This window comes from Antrihabitans cavernicola, assembly GCF_008297975.1.
Classification (GTDB): domain Bacteria; phylum Actinomycetota; class Actinomycetes; order Mycobacteriales; family Mycobacteriaceae; genus Antrihabitans; species Antrihabitans cavernicola.
Window position 1 is genome coordinate 406,828 of record NZ_VLNY01000004.1, and the last position, 18,813, is coordinate 425,640.

The window sequence follows — 18,813 nt, forward strand, 5'->3', positions numbered from 1 at the left end:
GAGGCCTCTGCCCGACGGGACCCTGACGCTCTTCCCCAGCGCCAGGTTCCCCGATCGGACAGGGACCCCGCGGCATTCGCACCCACCGATCACCGCACTGCACATCGCGGCAACCGCAACGGCCAGCGACTCACGTAGGACCCGGAGGTAGAGGTGGAAGACGAGGTGGGAAGCGCCGGTTCGGATTTCGGCCACATTCCCGTCCTACTCCATCGCGCCGACGAACTGCTCGGCCCCGCATTGACCGACGACGGTGCGGTGTTCATCGACGCAACGCTCGGCCTCGGCGGACATTCCGAATATTTTCTCCGTACCTACCCGGCCCTGCGATTGATCGGACTCGATCGAGATCCCGCGGCGCTCGAACTTGCGGCACAACGGCTGTCGCCATTCGCGGACCGGATCACGCTGGTGCACACCAGGTACGACGGGATCGAAGCAGCCTTGGAGCACGCGCACCTGGCACCGACGGAGTCGGTGCAGGCCATCCTGTTCGACCTCGGTGTGTCCTCCATGCAGCTCGACGAGGCCGATCGTGGTTTCGCCTATTCCATCGATGCACCGCTGGACATGCGGATGGACCCCACGACCGGCATCACCGCGGCGGACGTCCTCAATACCTACAGTCACGGTGACCTGGCGCGGGTGCTCAAGACCTACGGTGAGGAGCGGTTCGCGGGTCGAATCGCGTCGGAAGTGTTGCGCCGCCGCGAGACCGAGCCGTTTCGCAACAGCGCGGCACTCGTGGAGCTGCTGTACGCGGCGATCCCGGCGGCGACTCGACGCACCGGCGGGCATCCGGCCAAGCGAACTTTCCAGGCCTTGCGTGTCGAGGTCAACGGCGAATTGGATTCGCTGCGCACCGCGATTCCGGCCGCTATGGACGCGTTGGCGGTGGGTGGGCGCGTGGTCTTCATGTCATACCAATCGCTGGAAGACCGTGTGGTGAAACAAGAACTCACACCGCGCATTACCTCGAGAACGCCACAGGGACTGCCGGTCGAACTGCCCGGCATGGGCCCGGAATTTCGCTTGCTCACCAGAGGTGCCGAGCGAGCGACTGACATCGAAATCGAGAACAACCCGAGATCTGCCCCCGTGCGCATGCGCGCCGCGGAACGGATTGCCAGGAGGTCGGCGGCATGAACGTTCGAACAACACTCACCCGCCGATCGGAGCAGTCGGACCGGCGAGCACATGTCACCGGAAGGCGCGGGCATGCACCGGACCGTCGCAGCGGTAGCTCCACGCGACGCGCCCAGCCCCGCAGGATAGAAGCCGCCGACGACGCCGGGCAGCGCTCGAGCGCCGCTCAGCGTGCCTACGAACGGCGCCAGCAGCGGGCCGCCCTGCACAACGGCGAAGCCGCATCGGCGGTGCTGCCGAAGCGGCGCACCGGAAAGCTGGCAGCGCGAATTCCTTTCGTCGCAGCGATCATCGGGATGCTGTCGGTGGGTCTCGCGATCACGTTGATGCTCACCACGCGCTCGGCCGAGGAGAGCTACCAGCTCAGTGCGGCTCGCGATCACAACCAGAATCTGATCGAGGAGAAGGCGGCGTTGCAACGCGACGTCGAGTCCGCCGACTCGGCACCGGACCTCGCGGCGAAGGCTCGCGATCTCGGGATGATTCCCGCGAAGGACCCGGCGCGTCTACTGGTCGCACCCGATGGCAGCGTGTCGGTCGTCGGCACCCCCAAACCTGCGGAGGGTGCGCCTGCACCCTTGCTGAACGGCAATCCGTCCACGCGGGTTCCCGCAGGCGCTCCCGGTCGTCCGGCGCCGTCGGCCGCGGCGCAGGCGGAAGCGCCGGTGCCCGCATCGCCGGTTCCCGCGCCTGCTCCGACCCCTGCGCCAGTACCCGGAGCACCTGCACCGGCGGTCCTCGCGGCGCCGGCACCTGTCCCGGCACCGGCACCTGTCTCAGCGCCCGCGCCCGCAGCTGCTCCGGCTCCTGCGGCACCGACACCTGTTGTGCCCGCACCGGTTCCGGCTCCTGCGCCTTCTGTCCCGAATGTCCCGGTTGCTCCACCGGCCGTTGCTTCGGCTGCGCCTGCACCCGCCACGCCGCAGACTGCGAATGGAGCTCAGGTCGAGGCTCAGGGTGAACAATTGGTACCCATGACCATCTCGGCACAGCCTCCCGCGGGCGGGCAGCGGTGAGCCGGTCGCCCCAGCCGCAGCAACGCGGACGTGGGCCGATGCCGGGTCGCCGACTCGGTACTCGATCGGGCTCTGCGCAGGACTCCGCCTTCCGATTCCGTTTCCGCGCAGGGCGTTTGGTCATGTTCGGCGCACTTGCCATCGCGATCGTGCAATTGCTGTGGGTGCAAGGGATTTCGGCGCCGCGGCTCTCTGCCGAGGCTGCGACGCAGCGCACGGTGACCCAGGTGGACCCGGCGACACGGGGCGCCATCACCGACCGCAACGGCAAGCCCATCGCGTTCACCATCGAAGCGAAAGCGCTCACGTTCCAGCCCACCAAGGTCCGCAAGGAACTCGACGCGGCCAAGGCGAAGAGCGACAAGGCGCCGTCGGCCGATGACCGCTTCAAGGAAATCGCTAAAGGTATCCACGACAAGCTCGGCGATGCCGCGCCGGAAAAGGATTTGCTCACCAAGCTGAAGAGCAACGAAACCTTCGTCTACCTCGCCCGCGGTGTCGATGCTGCCGTCGCGGGAAAGATCAGCGACAGTTTCCCGGAGGTCGGGACCGAACGGCAGGACATCCGCGAGTACCCGGGTGGCGCGCTGGCCGCCAACATGGTGGGTGCGACGGGCTGGGACGGCCACGGTCTGCTCGGTCTCGAGTCGTCGATGGATTCTCAGCTCGCAGGCACGGACGGATCCGAAACCTACGACCGCGGTTCCGACGGTGCCGTGATTCCCGGCAGCTGGCGCGACAAGCAGCCCGCGGTCAACGGCTCCGGCGTCGAGCTGACCATCGACTCCGACCTGCAGTATTACGTCCAGCAGCAAGTGCAGCAGGCCAAGGATCTGTCCGGCTCCAAGAACGCCTCCGCTGTCGTGTTGGACTCCAAGACGGGTCAAGTCCTCGCGATGTCCAACGACGGCACGTTCAACCCTGCCGACGGCGTGGGCAAGGACAAGAACGCTCAACTGGGTGATCCTGCGGTGTCGACACCGTTCGAGCCGGGCTCGGTCAACAAGATCGTCACAGCGGCATCTGCCATCGAGTACGGACTCACGAAACCCGATGAGGTGCTGCAGGTTCCGGGCAGCATTCGAATGGCCGGTGTCACCGTCCACGACGCGTGGGAGCACGGCACAGTTCCGTACACCACCACCGGTGTGTTCGGTAAGTCGTCCAACATCGGCACCCTGATGCTGGCGCAGCGCGTCGGTGAGGATCGCTACGCCGACATGCTGCACCGATTCGGCCTCGGGCAACGGACCGACGTCGGCTTGCCGGGTGAGAGTAGCGGCGATGTCCCGGACCGAGATCAGTGGTCCGGCGGTACCTTCGCCAACCTGCCGATCGGGCAGGGTCTGTCGATGACGTTGCTGCAGATGACCGGCATGTACCAGGCCATCGCCAACGACGGCGTGCGCATCCCGCCGCGGATCGTGAAGTCGACTGTCGATTCGTCGGGCAATCGGACCGAGACACCCACGCCAGACGGCGTGAAGGTGGTGAGCCCGCAAACCGCCAGCACCGTGCGCGACATGTTCCGGGCGATCACCCAGAAGGATCCGATGGGCTACCAGCAGGGCACGGGTCCGCAGGCGGCTGTCGACGGCTACCAGATCGCGGGAAAGACCGGAACGGCTCAGCAGGTCGACCCCGGTTGCAAGTGCTACTCGAACTCCAATTACTGGATCACGTTCGCAGGCATCGCTCCGGCCGACAACCCGCGCTACGTCGTCGGCATCATGCTCGATGCGCCCGTCAGGGGAGTCGACGGCGGCGGCGGCCAGTCGGCAGCTCCGCTCTTCCACAACATCGCGTCGTGGTTGTTGCAGCGCGACAGTGTGCCGCTGTCGCCGGATCCGGGTCGCCCGCTGATCCTCGAAGCCAACAGCTGACCTGCACTCCTGTGCCGCGCGGGCAATCGATCGGGTGCTCACGTGACCGGCGAACCGCGGCACCGAGGACCTGCGATTCTGTGCTGTGGACGCCCGCCGGTAATCTGACACGTCGATCTGTCCGTAATGTTCTCGACGTCGGTCCGGTGCAGTCCCGACGCATGTTCTGTCCCGTGTAACCAGACCGAGAGACCGAGAGGAGCGCAGGTTGAGCGTCCAGTCGCAGCAACCGCCGGCCCTCCGGCCGTCGAATCCGCCGTCGACCGCCGTGTCGACGCTGGCGGAAGCGATCTCCGCGCGCCTGGCGCTCCCCGGTCCGAACGACTCGTCCCGCGTCACCGGTGTGGAACTTCGTGCGCAGGCGATTCGACCCGGCGACTTGTTCGCCGCCTTGCCAGGAGCAAAGGCACACGGTGCCGAATTCGCATCCGCCGCCATCGAGCAGGGTGCCACGGCCGTCTTGACAGACGCCGCGGGCGAGCTGCTGATCCGCGATCGTGGTGCTCTGACGGTCCCCATTCTGGTGGTTCCGCAACCTCGCAGCGTCCTCGGCGAGGCGTCGGCAACCATCTACGGTCGACCGTCGGAGCACATGCAGGTCATCGGCATCACCGGCACCTCGGGCAAGACCACCACCGCGTATCTGGTGGAGGCGGGTCTGGTTGCGGCGGGGCGTAAGCCCGGCCTGATCGGCACCATCGAAACGCGTATCGAGGGCCGTCAGGTGCCCAGCGCACTCACCACGCCGGAAGCGCCGAACCTGCACGCCATGTTCGCGGCGATGCTCGAGCAAGGCATCGACACTGTGGTGATGGAGGTGTCCAGCCATGCGTTGTCGTTGGGCCGGGTCGACGGAACTCGTTTCCAGATAGGTGCTTTCACCAATCTGTCGCAGGACCACCTGGATTTCCACGACAGCTTCGAAGACTACTTCGCTGCGAAGGCTCGCCTGTTCGTCGCGGATTCCGCAGTCCGCGCGGACCAGTGCGTGATCTGTATCGACGACGAGTGGGGCGTCCGCATGGCGGGCTCGGCAGCGGTGACGCCGGTGACGGTGTCGGTCGCGTCGCAGGCGGACTGGCGTGCGGGTGACATTTCTGCGGTCGAGACCGGCGGGCAACGATTCGAGGTCCTCCGATCGAACGGCGATCCGCTCACCATGGCGCTGCGGCTGCCCGGCCGCTACAACGTGGCGAACGCATTGCTCGCCGTCGCCGTGTGTGCCGCTGCCGGGGTCGACGTCGCCACCGCCGCTGCCGCGATGGCCACCGTCGACGTGCCCGGCCGGGTGCAGCGGGTGGAGCGCGGCCAGGACTTTCTCGCCGTCGTCGACTACGCGCACAAGCCTGCTGCGCTCGAAGCTGTGATCACGACGCTGCGCGCGCACACCAGCGGGCGAGTCGCCGTCGTCGTCGGTGCCGGTGGAGACCGAGACCACGGCAAACGGCCGCTGATGGGCGAGGGGAGTGCTCGCCTCGCGGATCTGCTTGTCATCACCGACGACAATCCGCGCAGCGAGGACCCCGCGACCATTCGCGCGTCGGTGCGCGCCGGCGCCGATGCGGTTCCAGCGGCCGAGCGGGCCGAGGTTCGCGAGATCGGTGATCGCGCAGCAGCAATCGCGGAAGCTGTGCAGTGGGCTCGAGCAGGCGATGTCGTGCTGATCGCGGGTAAGGGACACGAAACAGGGCAGGAGATCCACGGCGTGAAGCAGGCATTCGACGATCGCGACGTGCTCGCCGCGGCGATCGATGCGCAGATCGGTGGTCGGCAGTGATTTCGATGACGCTGCAGCAGATCGCGACGATCGTCGGCGGGACGCTGCACGACGCGCTCGATCCGACAGTGGTCATCACCGGCGGAGTCGAATTCGATTCACGGAAGGTCGGCGCGGGCGATCTGTTCTTGGCATTGCCCGGCGCGCGTGTCGACGGTCACGAGCACGCTGCTGCAGCCGTCGCGGCCGGAGCCGTCGCTGTACTGGGTGCGCGCCCTGTCGGAGTTCCGGCAATCGTCGTCGAGCCGACGCCTCCGACCGAAACCCCAAGCAATGCAATGGCATTGGAGCACGACACCGACGGCTCCGGCGCTGCCGTGCTCACTGCATTGGGCAAGCTGGCCCGTGCCAGCGTCGACGCGCTGGCCGCCGAGACCGGCATCACCGTCGTCGGCGTCACCGGATCGTCGGGGAAGACGTCGACAAAGGATCTGCTGGCTGCGGTCTTGTCGCCGCTCGGCTCCACCATCGCCCCGCCGGGATCGTTCAACAACGAGTTGGGTCACCCCTGGACGGCGTTGCGCGCCGACGAGAGCACCCGCTTCCTCGTCCTCGAACTGTCGGCTCGCGGTCCCGGTCATGTCCGCACGCTCGCGGAGATCGCGCCGCCGAAGATCGGTGTCGTACTCAACGTCGGCACAGCGCACCTCGGCGAATTCGGTTCGCGCGAGGTGATCGCGCAGACGAAGGGTGAGTTGGTCGAGGCTCTGCCGTCGGCCGCGGACGGTGGGGTTGCCGTGCTGAACGCCGACGACCCGCTGGTCGTTGCCATGGCGCCGCGCACCACCGCCCGCGTCGTGTTGGTCGGTCAATCCGACGATGCCGATGTCAAGGCGGTCGACGTGGTTCTCGACGGCGAAGCGCGAGCGAGCTTCACCCTGCAGTCCCCGGCGGGCACGATCCCGATCACCCTCGCGGTACATGGCGAACACCAGGTCGGCAATGCTCTCTCCGCTGCGGCCGTCGCACTCGAATGCGGGGCGAGTCTCGAGCAGATCGCGGAGTCGCTCGGTACCGCACATGCGGCGTCGGTGCGCCGGATGGATGTGCAGTCGCGCGCGGACGGTGTCACCGTCATCAACGACTCCTACAACGCGAACCCCGATTCGATGCGCGCGGCACTGAAAGCCCTCGTTTCGATGTCCCGGGCGACGGATGTGCCTCGTCGCAGCTGGGCCGTCCTGGGCGAAATGGGCGAGCTCGGCCCGGATTCGGTGACCGAACACGACGCGATCGGGCGGCTCGCGGTGCGGCTCGCGGTCAGCAAGCTGGTCGTAGTCGGAACCGGACGGCCGTCTCATGCCATGCACCAGGGTGCGGTCATGGAAGGTTCGTGGGGCGACGAAGCTGCACTCGTGCCCGATGCAGCGGCGGCTGTGGATCTGCTCGATCAGCAGGTGCAGCCGGGGGATCTGGTGTTGGTCAAAGCATCACAATCGATCGGCCTCTGGGTGGTGGCCGATGAATTGCTGTCCCGGAAGGCGACGTAAGTGAGACAAATCCTCTTTGCGGCGGGAATCGCGCTTGCAGTGTCGATTCTGCTGACACCCGTGCTGATCAAGACGTTCTCGCGGCAGGGCTTCGGCCAGGAGATTCGAGTCGAAGGTCCGGCTAGTCACCAGTCGAAGCGCGGAACGCCGACGATGGGCGGCGTCGCGATCCTTGCGGGTATCTGGGCCGGCTACTGGGGCTCGCACCTGATCGGTGTCGGCTACGAAGCGGACGGCCCGTCGGTGTCCGGACTGCTGGTGCTCGCGCTGACCACGGCTCTCGGCGGTGTGGGTTTCCTCGACGATTTCATCAAGATCCGTAAGCAGCGCAACCTCGGGCTCAACGCGACGGGCAAGTACGTCGGCCAGGTCGCGGCGGCGGTGATCTTCGGCATCCTGTGCCTGAAGTTCCGCGGTGGGAGCGACCTGACGCCGGGCAGCACGCACCTCTCGTATGTACGCGACGTCACCACGGTCGCAATGGGTTCCATCGCATTCGTCCTCTTCTGCTGCTTCGTTGTGATCGCCTGGTCCAACTCGGTGAACCTCACCGATGGCCTGGACGGCCTCGCCGCCGGATCGATGAGCCTGGTGCTCGGCGCCTACGTGATCATCACCTTCTGGCAGTACCGCAACGCGTGCGGCACCGTTCCCGCGCAGGGCTGCTACAACGTCCGCGATCCGCTCGACCTGGCCTTGATATGTGCGGCGGGCGCAGGAGCGTGTATCGGATTCCTATGGTGGAACGCGGCCCCGGCGAAGATATTCATGGGCGATACCGGCTCGCTCGCCCTCGGCGGCCTGCTCGCCGGGCTGTCGATCACCACTCGCACCGAACTGCTGATGGTCGTCATCGGCGCACTGTTCGTCGCGGAGGCGGCATCGGTGGTCATCCAGGTGGCCGTGTTCCGATCGTCGCGCAGACGCGTGTTCCGAATGGCGCCCTTCCATCACCACTTCGAACTTGCAGGCTGGGCAGAAACCACGGTGATCATCAGGTTCTGGCTGCTCGCCGCAATAGCGTCGGCGATCGGCCTGGCCCTGTTCTACAGCGAATACCTGTCGGCGATCGGCGACTGATCGCGTGCCGGAACTGCAATTGCATGAATTGGCAGGCAAGAACGTTCTGGTCACCGGCTGGGGAATCTCGGGTAAGGCGCTGATCCAGCCGTTGCGGGATCTCGGCGCGACGATCACAGTTACCGACGGGGGAGCGGCGGCACTCGCCGAGGCCGCGGAGTTGGGTCTGCACACGGCGGTCCCCGACGACCTGGCCGCCGACGGTGCACTCGACAGCTTCGTTCTCGTCGTCACCAGCCCGGGTTGGCGTGCCGAATCGCCGGTTCTCGCTGCCGCGGCGAAGCGTGGGTTGCCGATTTGGGGTGACGTCGAGTTCTCCTGGCATGTCGATCAGGCGCAGTTGTACGGCCCGGTTCGGCAATGGCTGGTGGTCACAGGCACCAACGGCAAGACGACCACCACCTCCATGGTGGCGTCCATCCTCGAGGCAGCGGACGTCTCGAATGCCGCCTGCGGCAACATCGGTCTGCCGGTGTTAGACGCGCTGCGTCGCACTGCTCCGCGCGCCGAGGTGCTGGCCGTCGAACTGTCGTCGTTCCAATTGCATTGGGCGCCTTCGGTACACCCCGCAGCAGGCGTGGTGCTCAACATCGCCGAGGATCACCTCGACTGGCACGGTGGCATGCAGCCCTACGTCGACGCCAAGGCGCGGGCACTGTCCGGCGACGTCGGTGTCGTGGGACTCGACGACGCGGTAGCGGCGTCACTCGCCGCGACGTCGCCCGCGGGCCGAACAGTCGGATTCCGGCTTGGGACACCGGTTTCGGGAGAGCTGGGCGTGCTCGACGGCACGCTGCTCGATCTGGCGTTCGCCGAAAGCCCCGGTGCCGAGTTGATCGGCGCCGACGAGATCAGCCCGCCCGGTCCCGCCGGAATCATGGACGCGCTTGCCGCGGCCGCCCTCACCCGTTCGATCGGCGTCACTCCCGACGCCGTCGGTGCCGGATTGGCCAATCACACCGTCGGACCGCACCGCGCAGCCTTGGTGCGAGAACTGGCCGGCGTCGGTTTCGTCGACGATTCCAAGGCAACGAATCCGCATGCCGCGCGGTCGTCGATCCTCGCCCATCCCAGGGTCGTCTGGCTGGCAGGCGGCTTGCTCAAGGGTGCGTCGGTGGACGAGCTGGTCGCCGAAGTGGCCGATCGCCTGGTCGCCGCTGTCCTAATCGGCCAGGATGCGACCCAGATCGCAGAGGCTTTGGCGCGACACGCCCCCGATGTGCCCGTCGTGACGGTGCCAGCGAGAGACGATGCTGGAGTGACTGAAGTGAACTCGGCTGACTCGATCATGCGAACCGCCGTGCGTGCAGCAGCGCGTTCGGCCTCGCCAGGCGACACCGTCCTGCTGGCTCCCGCTGCGGCATCGCTCGACATGTTCGCCAGCTACGGCCATCGCGGGGCCGCCTTCGCCGCCGCCGCCGAGGAACTCACTGCGGCCGACCTCGGCCCCGCATCATGAGCATCTCGCAGCCGACCCGCAGACCACGCCAGTCGCAGCAACGCACGAGCGCGCCGAAGAAGCGCACCGCTGCTCGGCAATCGGCGAGTGCGCGGGCGCCGCGGACTCGGTTCGGCATGTGGCTGCAGCGCCCGCTCGCATCGTTCCATCTGGTCGTCACCATCGCGACGCTGCTGACCGCGCTGGGCTTGGTCATGGTGTTGTCCGCATCGAGCGTCGAGTCGTACGCCGACGGCGGTTCGGCCTACACACTGTTCACTCAGCAGGCCATTTTCTCCGTGCTCGGTGCGGGCCTGTTCTACGTTGCGCTGCGGACCCCGATCCGAGTGCTGCGCAAGTTGTCGTTCCCCGCCTTCGTCCTGTCGGTGATCACGCTCGTCCTGGTGCTCATACCCGGCATCGGTGTCGAGGCACAGGGTGGTCGCCGCTGGTTCGAGCTGGCAGGCGTGTCCGTTCAGCCGTCCGAGATCGCCAAGATCACCCTCGCCGTGTGGGGTGCGCATCTGCTGGCGTCTCGTCAGACGGAGCATGCATCGCTCAAGGACATCGTCGTTCCGCTGGTGCCCGCGGGTCTGATCGTCTGCTTCCTCGTCGTGCTCGAGCCCAACCTCAGTACCACCATCGCCCTCGGCATCATCCTCGCCGCCCTGCTCTGGTTCGGCGGGCTGCCCGCCAGGCTGTTCGGCGCGATCATGGCGTCCGGCGCGCTTGCCGCGATCGTTCTCGCCATGTCGGCCGGCTACCGGTCGGCGCGAATTCAGGCCTTCATGAATCCGGGTGCAGATCCGCAGGGCATCGGCTACCAGGCGCGGCAGGCAACGTACTCACTTGCCGACGGCGGCATCTTCGGTCGCGGACTCGGTCAAAGTCGCGCCAAGTGGAGCTATCTGCCCAACTCGCACAACGACTTCATCTTCGCCATCATCGGCGAGGAACTGGGCTTCGTCGGCTGTGCCGTTGTCATCGGTCTGTTCGCGCTGTTCGCCTACACCGGTATTCGGATCGCGATGCGTTCGGCCGATCCGTTCCTCAAGCTGCTCGCCTCGACGGCGACCACGTGGATCGTTGCGCAGGCGTTCATCAACATCGGCTACGTGGTCGGTTTGATGCCGGTGACCGGTCTGCAGCTGCCGTTGGTGTCGGCTGGTGGTTCGTCGCTGGCGATCACCTTGCTGATGTTCGGCATCATTGCAAACGCGGCCAGACACGAGCCGGAAGCCATTGCGGCACTGCATTCGGGGCAGGACGGGCGGTTCAGCAAACTGCTTCGCCTGCCCAAGCCGGAGTCGTATTCGCCGGAGAAGGCGAAGGCCGTTCGCGCCGACGCAGCCCGGCGTGCGGCCGTCCGCGCGGCCCGCGAGCAGCAGGCGCGTGGTGGCTCTTCCTACGGAGGGCGGACAATGTACCCGCGGGACGACCGTCGGCAAGGGCGGGAGCAGAGCCTGCGGCGCGACCAGATGACGCCGCACCCGCGTGGAGAGCGAGGATTTCGTAGGTGAGCCGTGACGATGCTGGATTGTCCGTAATCGTCGCCGGAGGTGGTACCGCAGGGCATATCGAACCCGCTATGGCGGTTGCCGACGCTCTTCGGCGACTGGACCCATCGGTGCGGGTGACCGCTCTCGGAACGGCCCGCGGCTTGGAGACGACGCTGGTCCCCGAACGCGGCTACCCACTCGAACTCATTCCGCCGGTACCGCTGCCGCGCAAGCCGACGATGGATTTGGCTCGGTTGCCGCGTCGCGTGCGCGATTCCGTTCGCGCCACCCGTGATGTGATCGAGCGAACCGACGCCGATGTGATCGTCGGATTCGGCGGCTATGTCGCGCTGCCCGCATATCTCGCAGCAGGCAAGGGTGCGACCCGGCGACGCAGACTGGTGCCGATCGTGGTGCACGAGGCGAACGCCAAGGCGGGGATCGCGAACAAAATCGGCGCCCGTCGAGCGGCGCGGGTTCTGGCCGCCGTTCCGGGTTCTGGAATTCATGCGCCCGGGATGCCGGACGCCGAGGTCATCGGAATACCCGTGCGGTCGTCGATCACCGGACTCGATCGCGAGGCGTTTCGTGGTGGCGCCCGCGCCCACTTCGGTCTGCCGCCCGACGGTCCGGTGCTGTTGGTCTTCGGCGGGTCGCAGGGCGCACAGTCGCTGAACAAAGCTGTCTCCGGTGCTGCCGCCGAACTCGCTGCGGCAGGAATTTCCGTCTTGCACGCACACGGACCCAAGAACTCGGTCGAGCTTCCGGAAACCACCGATCGCGCGCCGTACGTCGCGTTGCCGTACCTGTCCCGAATGGATTTGGCTTATGCCGCATCCGATTTGGCGATCTGCCGCTCTGGCGCGATGACGGTGGCCGAGGTGTCCGCGGTCGGCATGCCCGCTGTCTACGTCCCGCTGCCGCACGGCAACGGTGAGCAGGAGCTCAACGCCAAGCCGGTGGTTGCCCAAGGTGGTGGAACAATCGTCGCGGACGCGGACCTCACGCCGGAGTTCGTGGTGAACACCGTGATCCCGATGCTGCGCGATCAGCAGAAGCTGAAGCAGATGGGTGCCGCTGCCGCCGATGCGGGTCATCGCGACGCTGCGATCGAGGTGGCGCGGATCGTGCTGGAAGTAGCGAGAGGATGACTGCCGACATGGCCTTCGCGAGCGATCATGAATGAGCCGACCGATTCGGCCGTCGCCGACCTTCCGGATCACCTTGCACGCGTTCACATGGTGGGTATCGGTGGCGCGGGCATGTCCGGGATCGCGCGGATTCTGATTGCCCGCGGCGGTCAGGTCTCCGGTTCGGATGCCAAGGAAAGTCGGGGCGTCCTGTCGTTGAAGGCGCGCGGCGCCGTGGTTCGCATCGGGCACGATGCCGACGCGTTGGATCTGCTGCCCGGCGGACCGACCGTGGTCGTCACCACACATGCGGCGATCCCGAAGGACAACCCGGAGTTGGTCGAAGCAGCCCGGCGCGGCATTCCGGTGATCCTGCGTCCCGCGGTGTTGGCGTCGCTGATGCAGGGTCACCGAACGCTGTTGGTCTCGGGCACCCACGGCAAGACGTCGACGACGTCGATGCTGGTGGTTGCGCTGCAGCACTGCGGATTCGATCCCTCGTTCGCCGTCGGTGGCGAGCTCAACGAGGCGGGCACCAACGCCCACCACGGCACCGGCGAGATCTTCGTTGCCGAAGCCGACGAAAGCGACGGCTCGTTACTCCAGTACGACCCCAACGTCATCGTCGTCACCAACGTCGAGTCCGATCACCTCGACCACTTCGGTACCACCGAGGCTTATGTGCAGGTGTTCGACGATTTCGCGGAGCGGCTGGCGCCCGGTGGGCAGCTGATCGCATGCCTGGACGATGACGGTTCGGCTGCCTTGGCCGCGCGGGTCTCGAAACGGGCGCTCCCCGGAGTTCGCGTGATCGGCTACGGTTCGCTGCCGGCAGGCGGTGATCCGAGCAAGTCCGACGCTGACGGCGTGGAAGTCGGTGTGTGGCTCCATGGTTGGGAGCCACGCGATGTCGGCGGGGTCGCGCAGTTCCAGTTCGCGGGCGAGAGCAGTCCACGCACGTTGCGACTCTCGGTGCCTGGGCGCCACATGGCGCTCAACGCGTTGGCCGCCTTGTTGGCCGCGCGGGAAGGCGGCGCTGATGTCGACGAAATCCTCGAAGGTCTCGCAGGCTTCGGGGGAGTGCACCGTCGATTCCAGTTCACCGGCCGTGAGCGTGGTGTGCGGGTGTTCGACGACTACGCCCACCACCCGACCGAAGTGCGCGCGGTGCTCGGCGCTGCAGCGGAACTGGTCACGCAGGAGGCGAAGGACGGCGCGCGGTCGAGGCGCGGAAACGTGATCGTGGTGTTTCAGCCGCATCTCTACAGTCGGACCGCGACGTTCGCACAGGAATTCGCCGTCGCGTTGGATCTTGCCGACGAAGTGGTTGTCCTCGATGTGTACGGTGCGCGCGAAGAGCCGCTGCCCGGTGTGAGCGGCGCCTTGGTGGCCCAGTCGGTGACGAAACCTGTGCACTACCAGCCCGATCTGTCGAAGGTCGGTCGCCAGGTCGCCGGTCTGAGTCAACCCGGTGACGTGGTGATCACCATGGGCGCGGGCGATGTGACGATGCTCGGCAGCCAGATTCTCGACGGATTGCGATCCCGACCCCAACACGGGCGGCAGGATCGATGAGCCGGGCCCGCGATCGGCGCCGTCGTTCTGAAAGCAGCCGTTCAGGAAGCAGCCGATCCGACGAGACCGAAACCAAGACCGGTCTCCGTAAATGGTGGCCCGTCTGGGCGATCAGCGCGGTGGTCGTGGTGATCGCACTGTTCGCATTGGCATACTTCACACCGCTGCTGTCGGTGCGCAAGGTGTCGGTCCTCGGCTTGCACTCGATTCCTCAGGAGCAGGTGGTGTCCGCACTTGCCGTGCCCGACGGCAGACCGCTGTTGCGCGTCGACACCAACGCCGCGGCCAAACGCGTCGCGCAGATTCCGAAGGTTGCGCAGGTTCGGGTGCAACGCGACTATCCGTCGAGCATCAAGGTGACCGTCACGGAACGCACGCCGGTTGTGTTCTTCGACTCGCCGCAGGGCACGCATCTGCTCGACGCGACCGGCGTCGACTACGCCATCGAGCCGCCACCGCCGGGAGTTCCGCGCCTGAAGGTCGGCAACCCGGGGCAGGGCGATCCGGCGACCAAGGCCGTTCTCGATGTGCTGGCTGCTACGCCGCCACCGCTGCGCGTACAGGTGGGAGAGGTTGCGGCCAAGTCGATTTCGGATATTCGACTGACACTGCTCGACGGGCGGGTCGTGGTGTGGGGGAGCGAAGAGCACTCCGATCGCAAGGCTGCCGTCGCGTTGCCGGTGCTTTCGCAACAGGGCCAGACCTACGACGTGTCGAGTCCGGACTTGCCGACGGTCAAGTAAATCGCACGAATTTCCGGTTACTGGAAAGAATTCGTCCGCGACACGGCGCGCCTGCTGGCAGATCGAGGGGCCGGTGAATAGCGTTCCGTCCTAGTCGAGTACTTGACATAATGCTAACCCTGTGGTTGAGGTTTAGGGTTTGCGACTCGACAGGAACCATGTACGAGCCACTGCCGGCAGGGAACTCTCTGTTGACACCCAGATTTGGATCGAAGGAAGGCGAGAGCCCATGACGCCCCCGCACAACTACCTCGCCGTAATCAAGGTCGTCGGTATCGGCGGCGGCGGCGTCAATGCGGTCAACCGCATGATCGAGCAAGGACTCAAGGGAGTTGAGTTCATTGCCGTCAACACCGACGCGCAGGCACTGCTGATGAGCGACGCCGACGTCAAGCTCGACGTCGGCCGCGAATTGACCAGAGGCCTCGGCGCCGGTGCCGACCCGGATGTCGGCCGCAAGGCCGCCGAAGACCACAAAGACGAGATCGAAGAGGTGCTCAAGGGCGCCGACATGGTCTTCGTCACCGCAGGCGAGGGTGGTGGCACCGGCACAGGTGGCGCGCCCGTCGTCGCCAGCATCGCCCGCAAGCTGGGTGCGCTGACCATCGGTGTGGTCACCCGGCCGTTCTCCTTCGAGGGCAAGCGTCGCGGTGGGCAGGCCGAAACCGGCATCACCGGGCTGCGCGAATCCTGCGACACCCTGATCGTCATCCCGAACGACCGGCTCCTACAGCTGGGCGACGCGGCCGTCAGCTTGATGGACGCGTTCCGCTCCGCCGACGAGGTGCTGCTCAACGGTGTTCAGGGCATCACAGACCTCATCACCACGCCGGGCCTGATCAACGTCGACTTCGCGGACGTGAAGAGCGTGATGTCCGGAGCCGGTAGCGCGCTGATGGGTATCGGTTCGGCGCGCGGCGACGGCAGATCCGTGAAAGCTGCTGAGTCCGCGATCAATTCGCCGTTGCTGGAGGCATCGATGGAGGGCGCGCACGGCGTGCTGCTGTCGATCGCGGGCGGCTCGGATCTCGGTCTCTTCGAGATCAACGAGGCGGCGTCGCTGGTGCAGGAAGCAGCGCATGTCGACGCCAACATCATCTTCGGCACGGTCATCGACGATTCGCTCGGCGACGAGGTTCGCGTCACCGTGATCGCGGCAGGTTTCGACAGCGGCGCGCCCGCTCGTCGGCCGGTCGAATCGCAGGCCAACATCGGCCGCGGGGCGATCGGTGCCGGTCGGGCAGGCGAAGTCGGTCAAGCCACTAACGGCAACGGTTCGAGCTATCGAGATCGCGAGCCGTCACGCAATGGTGAGGTGCCGGTCCCGGTGGGCAGCGCGCGCCACACGGCACCGGTGGTCGAGGAAGCCGAAGACGACGTGGACGTGCCCTCGTTCATGCGTCGGTGACCGGGCTGGTTCGTCGAGTCGTCACAGGGCGGGCCGGGGGAGTCTCCGTCCCGCCCTACGACTCGTTCAATCTCGGTGATCACGTGGGCGACGACCCTGCTGCTGTCGCGAGCAACCGCGTGCGATTGGCGACCGAGATCGGTCTGACGCCGGATCGGCTGGTCTGGATGGATCAGATCCATAGCCGCAACATCGCCGTAGTCGACGGCCCGGTCGCAGAGCCGATCGAGGCTACCGACGCGATCGTGACGTCGGTTCCCGCTCTGGCGCTCGTCGTACTCACGGCAGATTGCGTTCCCGTATTGCTCTCGGACGACGAAGCAGGTGTGATCGCCGCTGTCCACGCAGGTCGCGTCGGCGCCCGCATCGGCATTGTCCCGCGGGTGTTGGACGTGATGGTCGAACAGGGTGCACAAATCGAGCGCATCGGCGCATTTCTCGGCCCGGCGGCGAGTGGCAGGCAATACGAGGTGCCGCCACACATGCAAGCCGACGTCGAGCGACACCTGCCCGGCAGCGCGTCGAAGACGGTCCGCGGAACCACCGGACTCGATCTCCGAGCGGGCATCCGCAAGCAACTGCTCGACGCGGGCGTCGCCGGCGTTGCGATGGATCCGCGCTGCACCATCGAAGATCGCACCCTGTTCAGTCACCGGCGCGGAGCAACGACCGGCAGAATCGCGGGCGTGATCTGGATGGATACGACACAGGCAGCATCCGCGCGCTCATGACCGAGACTCGCGACGCCGAACTCGCGGCATCGCTGCAGCAGCTGGTCGAGCGCCTCGACGCGGCGTGCCGCGCCGCGCGCCGTGACCCTGCCGATGTGGCTCTGCTTCCTGTCACCAAATTCTTTCCGGCCTCGGATGTCGAGATTCTCTATGCACTCGGTCGTCGCGAGTTCGGCGAGTCGCGGGAGCAGGAGGCATCGGCCAAGGTCGCGGATCTGGCCGCGTCGGTCGCCGACGACCCGATCCGTTGGCACATGATCGGTCATCTGCAACGCAACAAGGCGAAATCGGTTGCGGCGTGGGCCTATGCGATCCACTCGGTGGACAGTGCGCGACTGGTGTCGGCTCTGGACAGAGCCGTCACAGCCGAGGTGGACGCGGGGACTCGGACGGAGCCGCTGCGCGTGTTGCTGCAGGTGAGCCTCGATGGCGATCCCGACCGCGGCGGCGTGGTCGGTGCGGATCTGCTTCCGTTGGCTGACCGGGTCGCGGCTGCCGTCGATCTCGAGTTGCGTGGTGTGATGGCAATTCCGCCGCTCGGAGCCGACCCCGGACGGGCGTTCGCCGAACTCGCACAACTGCATTCGGCTCTCACGGCCGAACATCCCGGCGCGATCGAGTTGTCGGCGGGCATGTCCGGTGATCTGGAACTCGCCGTCGAACACGGATCCACGTGCGTGCGTGTCGGTACCGCGTTGTTGGGTTCGCGGCCGATAACCTCGAGTTAGCACAACGGATCCCATCAGTCACAGCAGAAACATCCGCCGGACGTTTTCGCAGGCAGATCATTTGCAAGGCAAAAGGATTCACGCACATCGCCCGCCGTGCCAAGGAAGGTCGATCAATGAGCACGATGCACAAGTTCAAGGCTTACTTCGGCATGGTTCCGCTCGAGGACTATGAAGACGACTACTTGGACGATCCGGGGCCGCCGCGTCGCGCGCCTCGACCGTCCTATGGCGAACTCGACGACCTCGAGTACGCGGAGCCCGCCGCGCCGCGGCCCAGCTACGCAGGCAGGCGCGAAGAGTTCGAGGACGGCTATGACGCGCCGCGTCGCGCACCGCGCCTGGAACCGATCGGCACTCGCACGGCGCGCCCGGGGCCCGCAGCCAGTGTGCGCGGGACAACCCGTGGCGCATTGGCGATGGACACCGGAGTCGACGAGCGGATCGACACGCGTCGACCGTCGCTCTTCGACGAAGGCGGCACGCTGTCCAAGATCACCACGCTGCGGCCGCGGGACTACAGCGAGGCCCGGACTATCGGCGAGCGGTTCCGCGACGGCACGCCGGTCATCATGGACCTGGTCGAGATGAGCAACGCCGATGCCAAGCGCCTCGTCGACTTTGCCGCGGGCCTGGCGTTCGCGCTTCGCGGCTCGTTCGACAAGGTCGCTACCAAGGTGTTCCTGCTCTCACCCGCAGATATCGACGTGTCCGCCGAAGAGCGGCGCCGGATCGCAGAAACCGGCTTCTACAACCAGAAATAGCCCTGGAAGCCGAACGATCACCCTCGATTGCCCAGTTCACACTGGGCATTCGTTTTGATCGTCCGGCGAATCTCAGGCAGAGTGAGCAGGTGGCCTTGTTCTCGGTGCTCTACTTCGTTCTCTTTGTGTTCTGGTTGCTACTCATCGGCCGCATCATCATCGAGTTCATTCGCACCTTCGCCAGGGATTGGCGGCCGACGGGAATCGTCGTCGTCATCCTCGAAGCGGTGTTCACGGTCACCGATCCGCCGGTCAAGCTGCTGCGGCGGCTGATCCCACCGATAAATCTCGGCGGTGTTCGGTTGGATCTGTCGATCATGGTTCTGCTCTTCGTCGTCTTCATTCTGATGTCGATTGTGCAGAGACTTGCGCAACCCGCGGGTCTGGTGTGACAGAATGGACGCT

Annotated in this window: 16 protein-coding genes; all 16 read left to right on the forward strand. The window is 66.1% G+C overall.

From position 1 onward, the window contains the following. The first annotated feature begins 153 nt into the window (after positions 1-153). The 16 genes from rsmH (at position 154) to FOY51_RS11820 (ending at position 18,800) form a co-directional block, all read left to right on the forward strand. Positions 154-1,146, forward strand: a complete 993-nt coding sequence (gene rsmH / locus FOY51_RS11745; protein WP_149430392.1) for a 16S rRNA (cytosine(1402)-N(4))-methyltransferase RsmH — start codon at positions 154-156, stop codon at positions 1,144-1,146. Next, the gene (ftsL, locus tag FOY51_RS27560; protein WP_235916260.1) at positions 1,143-2,162 is read left to right on the forward strand and encodes a cell division protein FtsL; all 1,020 of its coding nucleotides are present in this window, start codon (positions 1,143-1,145) and stop codon (positions 2,160-2,162) included. The genes rsmH and ftsL overlap by 4 nt, the downstream gene beginning before the upstream one ends. 38 nt (positions 2,163-2,200) lie before the next feature. Beyond that, positions 2,201-4,045, forward strand: coding sequence for a peptidoglycan D,D-transpeptidase FtsI family protein (locus tag FOY51_RS11755; RefSeq protein ID WP_149430393.1), 1,845 nt, complete (start codon positions 2,201-2,203; stop codon positions 4,043-4,045). Between the two features lie 208 nt (positions 4,046-4,253). After that, on the forward strand, positions 4,254-5,822 hold the full coding sequence (locus tag FOY51_RS11760; RefSeq protein ID WP_149430394.1) for a UDP-N-acetylmuramoyl-L-alanyl-D-glutamate--2,6-diaminopimelate ligase: 1,569 nt from the start codon (positions 4,254-4,256) through the stop codon (positions 5,820-5,822). Then, on the forward strand, positions 5,819-7,312 hold the full coding sequence (locus FOY51_RS11765) for a UDP-N-acetylmuramoyl-tripeptide--D-alanyl-D-alanine ligase (protein WP_149430395.1): 1,494 nt from the start codon (positions 5,819-5,821) through the stop codon (positions 7,310-7,312). The genes FOY51_RS11760 and FOY51_RS11765 overlap by 4 nt, the downstream gene beginning before the upstream one ends. Next, the gene (gene mraY, locus FOY51_RS11770) at positions 7,313-8,392 is read left to right on the forward strand and encodes a phospho-N-acetylmuramoyl-pentapeptide-transferase (protein ID WP_149430396.1); all 1,080 of its coding nucleotides are present in this window, start codon (positions 7,313-7,315) and stop codon (positions 8,390-8,392) included. It abuts the gene before it with no gap. 4 nt (positions 8,393-8,396) lie between these two features. Continuing rightward, positions 8,397-9,851 (forward strand): UDP-N-acetylmuramoyl-L-alanine--D-glutamate ligase, encoded by a 1,455-nt coding sequence (murD, locus tag FOY51_RS11775; RefSeq protein WP_235916261.1) that lies wholly within the window; start codon positions 8,397-8,399, stop codon positions 9,849-9,851. Continuing rightward, entirely contained in the window at positions 9,848-11,350 is a 1,503-nt protein-coding gene (gene ftsW, locus FOY51_RS11780; protein WP_149430397.1) for a putative lipid II flippase FtsW, read from the forward strand. Before murD ends, ftsW begins: the two co-directional genes overlap by 4 nt. Next, on the forward strand, positions 11,347-12,480 hold the full coding sequence (gene murG, locus FOY51_RS11785) for an undecaprenyldiphospho-muramoylpentapeptide beta-N-acetylglucosaminyltransferase (RefSeq protein ID WP_149430398.1): 1,134 nt from the start codon (positions 11,347-11,349) through the stop codon (positions 12,478-12,480). Before ftsW ends, murG begins: the two co-directional genes overlap by 4 nt. Positions 12,481-12,507: 27 nt before the next feature. After that, complete coding sequence (murC, locus tag FOY51_RS11790; RefSeq protein ID WP_149430399.1) at positions 12,508-14,034, forward strand: UDP-N-acetylmuramate--L-alanine ligase; 1,527 nt, start codon at positions 12,508-12,510, stop codon at positions 14,032-14,034. Continuing rightward, positions 14,031-14,777: a cell division protein FtsQ/DivIB gene (locus tag FOY51_RS11795; RefSeq protein WP_149430400.1), complete on the forward strand. Its 747-nt coding sequence runs from the start codon at positions 14,031-14,033 to the stop codon at positions 14,775-14,777. The genes murC and FOY51_RS11795 overlap by 4 nt, the downstream gene beginning before the upstream one ends. Positions 14,778-15,006: 229 nt before the next feature. After that, the gene (ftsZ, locus tag FOY51_RS11800) at positions 15,007-16,185 is read left to right on the forward strand and encodes a cell division protein FtsZ (protein ID WP_149430401.1); all 1,179 of its coding nucleotides are present in this window, start codon (positions 15,007-15,009) and stop codon (positions 16,183-16,185) included. Next, a complete protein-coding gene (gene pgeF / locus FOY51_RS11805; RefSeq protein ID WP_149430402.1) occupies positions 16,182-16,916 on the forward strand; it encodes a peptidoglycan editing factor PgeF in 735 nt (244 codons plus the stop codon). The genes ftsZ and pgeF overlap by 4 nt, the downstream gene beginning before the upstream one ends. Next, positions 16,913-17,644 carry a YggS family pyridoxal phosphate-dependent enzyme gene (locus tag FOY51_RS11810; protein ID WP_149430403.1) on the forward strand — a complete coding sequence of 244 codons (732 nt, stop codon included), beginning with the start codon at positions 16,913-16,915 and terminating at the stop codon, positions 17,642-17,644. Before pgeF ends, FOY51_RS11810 begins: the two co-directional genes overlap by 4 nt. Positions 17,645-17,760: 116 nt before the next feature. Beyond that, entirely contained in the window at positions 17,761-18,408 is a 648-nt protein-coding gene (locus tag FOY51_RS11815; protein WP_149430404.1) for a cell division protein SepF, read from the forward strand. 89 nt (positions 18,409-18,497) lie between these two features. Then, positions 18,498-18,800, forward strand: coding sequence for a YggT family protein (locus FOY51_RS11820; RefSeq protein WP_149430405.1), 303 nt, complete (start codon positions 18,498-18,500; stop codon positions 18,798-18,800). Positions 18,801-18,813 lie beyond the last annotated feature (13 nt).